The sequence below is a fragment of the Streptomyces sp. UH6 genome (assembly GCF_013421635.1).
Taxonomy (GTDB): Bacteria; Actinomycetota; Actinomycetes; order Streptomycetales; family Streptomycetaceae; genus Streptomyces; species Streptomyces abyssomicinicus.
The window spans coordinates 1-2,795 of sequence record NZ_JACADT010000757.1 but is presented as its reverse complement, the minus strand read 5'-3'; the positions used below and the strand labels follow the sequence as shown (position 1 = coordinate 2,795).

Sequence of the window (2,795 nt, the reverse complement as noted above, 5' to 3'; positions counted from 1 at the left end):
CGGCCAGCTCCTGGTTGAGCGCGTGCAGGAAGTCCGCCACCGTGGCGAGCTGCGCGGGCGTGAACTGCCGCATCGCCGCCTCGGTGCTGCGCGCCAGCGGGCCGAAGTACTGACGGGCCAGCGCGCGGGCCGCCGGCTTGTACTCCAGGTGCACCACCCTGCGGTCGGCGCTGTCCCGCGTCCGGCTGATGTGCCCGGCGCGTTCCAGCCGGTCGACGCAGGCGGTGACCGCGCCGGAGGTGAGGCTCAGGCGCTCGGCCAGCCGCGAGGGGGTCATCGGGCGGCCGTCCGAGACCGCGGAATCCATGATCGCCGCCAGCGCGTGGACGTCGGTCGCGTGCAGATCGTGACTCTGCGCGAAGGAGTGCGCGCGTCGGTTGATCTCACTGGTGAGCGTCCGCAGCAGGACGGCGTAGGCCTGCAGGTCGTGCGCGGTGGCGTTCCGGCTCTCCGGACTGGTCCGTTCCATGGGCCCCACTCTACGATCTCTCGATGATTGAGATACTTTCTCTTTGAGATATGTTGACCTTCGTCGTCCGCTCCGCGTCCGTTGGGAAGTGCATGAACACCGCGCGTCGACCAGTCCGCTGGCTGGTCCCTCTCGTTCTCGTCGTCGTCTGGCTCGGCCTCGGAGGAGCCTTCGGCTCCTACGCGGGCAAGCTCGGGGAGGTCGCCACCAACGACCAGGCGGCGTTCCTGCCGCAGAACGCCCAGTCCACCAAGGTCATCGAAGAGCAGAAGGCGTTCGACCAGGAGGAGACGCTCCCCGCGATCGTCGTCTGGACCGCCGAGGGCGGAGGGCAGGTGGACACCGCCCAGCAGGAGGCCGCCACCCGGCAACTGGCCTCACTGGCCGGCGCCGACGGCGTGGCCGGCACACCCTCGCCGGCGCTGCGCTCCGAGGACGGGGAAGCCCTCCAGGGCGTCGTCCCGCTGAGCCCCGAGCTGGGGGACCGGCTCGCCGAGGTACTGGAGGAGGTGGAGACGGCCGCCGCGGAGGTCCCCGGCGCCCGCGCGCAACTCGCGGGTCCGGCCGCCACCCAGGGCGACCTGAGCGAGGCCTTCGCCGGCATCGACGGCATCCTCCTCGGCGTCGCGCTGGCCGCCGTCCTCCTCATCCTGCTGCTCGTCTACCGCAGCGTCCTGCTGCCCCTCGCCATCATCGTCAGCGCCGTCTTCGCACTCGGTGTGGCATGCGCCGTCGTCTACGTCCTCGCCGACCACGACATCGTGCGGGTCGACGGCCAGGTCCAGGGCATCCTGTCGATCCTCGTGATCGGCGCGGCGACCGACTACGCACTGCTGCTGACGGCGCGCTTCCGGGAGGAACTGTCGCACAGCGGGGACAAGGTGGCCGCGGCCGTCGCCGCGACGCGGGGATCCTTCGGCGCCGTCACCGCCAGCGCCGCGACCGTCGCCCTGGGCCTGCTCGCCCTGCTGCTCAGCGACCTGACCAACAACCGCGCGCTGGGGCCGGTCGGAGCGATCGGCATCGTCTGCGCGGTGCTCACCACGCTGACGTTCCTGCCCGCGGTGCTCGCCCTGACGGGCCGGGCGGCGTTCTGGCCGGCCCGGCCCCGTTCCGCCGACGCGGAGACGGGCGGGCACGGAATCTGGCGTCGGGTCGCCCACTGGGTGGACACCAGCCCGCGACGGCTGTGGCTGGGCACCATGGCCCTGCTCGTGGCCGGGGCCGCGCTCTTCCCCGCCCTGCAGTCGAAGGGCGTGCCGCTGGACGAACTGTTCGTCAACGACGCGCCGTCGGTCGCCGCGCAGCAGACCCTCGGCGAGCACTTCCCGGGCGGGTCCGGGCAGCCGGCCGTGATCATCGCCGACGCGGACAAGCGGACGGACGTGGAGGAGGCGGCCGCCGCCACGGCGGGCGTGGCGGACGTCCAGGTGGTCTCCGAGTCCGGCAGGCCGGGCGCGGCGCCCCTGGTGGCCGACGGCCGGGTACGCGTCGACGCGACCCTCACCGCCGCACCGGACAGCGACGCCGCCAAGGACACCGTGAGCGCGCTGCGGGAACGGCTCGGCACGGTCGACGCCAGTGCCCTGGTCGGCGGCTACACCGCGCAGCAGTACGACACCCAGAGCACCGCGGAGGACGACCGCACCCTCATCATCCCCGTCGTCCTCGTGATCATCCTGCTCATCCTGGTCGTCCTGCTGCGCTCCCTGCTGCTCCCGGTGCTGCTGGTGGCGACCGTGGCGCTCAACTACCTGGCGACGCTCGGAATCGCCGGCCTGGTGTTCGAGCACGGCTTCGGGTTCTCGGGCACGGACGCCTCCGTCCCGCTGTACGGATTCGTCTTCCTGGTCGCCCTGGGCGTCGACTACAACATCTTCCTGATGTCCCGTGTGCGGGAGGAGACCCTGCGCCTGGGAACGCGGCAGGGAGTCCTGCGCGGACTGATCGCCACCGGTGGGGTGATCACCTCGGCCGGTGTCGTGCTGGCCGCCACGTTCGCCGCGCTGATCGTCATCCCGCTGGCGTTCCTCGCGCAGATCGCCTTCATCGTGGCGTTCGGCGTGCTGCTGGACACCATCGTGGTGCGATCGCTGCTGGTGCCGGCCCTGGTGCGCGACATCGGCCCCAAGGTGTGGTGGCCCAGCCGTCTGACGCGTGAAGCGGCGGACGGAAACGGGCCGACGACCCGGCAGGAGGAGGCGAAGACGGAGGCGAGGCTGGGCTGACCGGTCGCCCCGTCCCGGTCCCGCCGACGGGCGGGACCGGGACGGGGCGTCTCAGACCGCGGCGGTGCGCCGCCGTTCCTTCACCGCGCACGCCGGCT

Annotated in this window: 2 protein-coding genes; one reads left to right on the top strand and one right to left on the bottom strand. The window is 72.2% G+C overall.

Annotated elements, in window-relative coordinates; translation table 11 throughout:
• Positions 1–469 (bottom strand): MarR family winged helix-turn-helix transcriptional regulator (locus HW445_RS25380; protein ID WP_180223240.1); only part of this gene is annotated, 469 nt, incomplete at its 3' end.
• A gap of 92 nt (positions 470–561) precedes the next feature.
• Between HW445_RS25380 and HW445_RS25375 the strand changes: the two genes are divergently transcribed.
• Positions 562–2,697, top strand: a complete 2,136-nt coding sequence (locus tag HW445_RS25375) for an MMPL family transporter (RefSeq protein ID WP_180223239.1) — start codon at positions 562–564, stop codon at positions 2,695–2,697.
• Positions 2,698–2,795 lie beyond the last annotated feature (98 nt).

Bases quoted from the DNA above. Each gene is read 5' to 3' on its own strand.
- HW445_RS25375 (WP_180223239.1), top strand. From the start codon at position 562: ATGAACACCGCGCGTCGACCAGTCCGCTGGCTGGTCCCTCTCGTTCTC.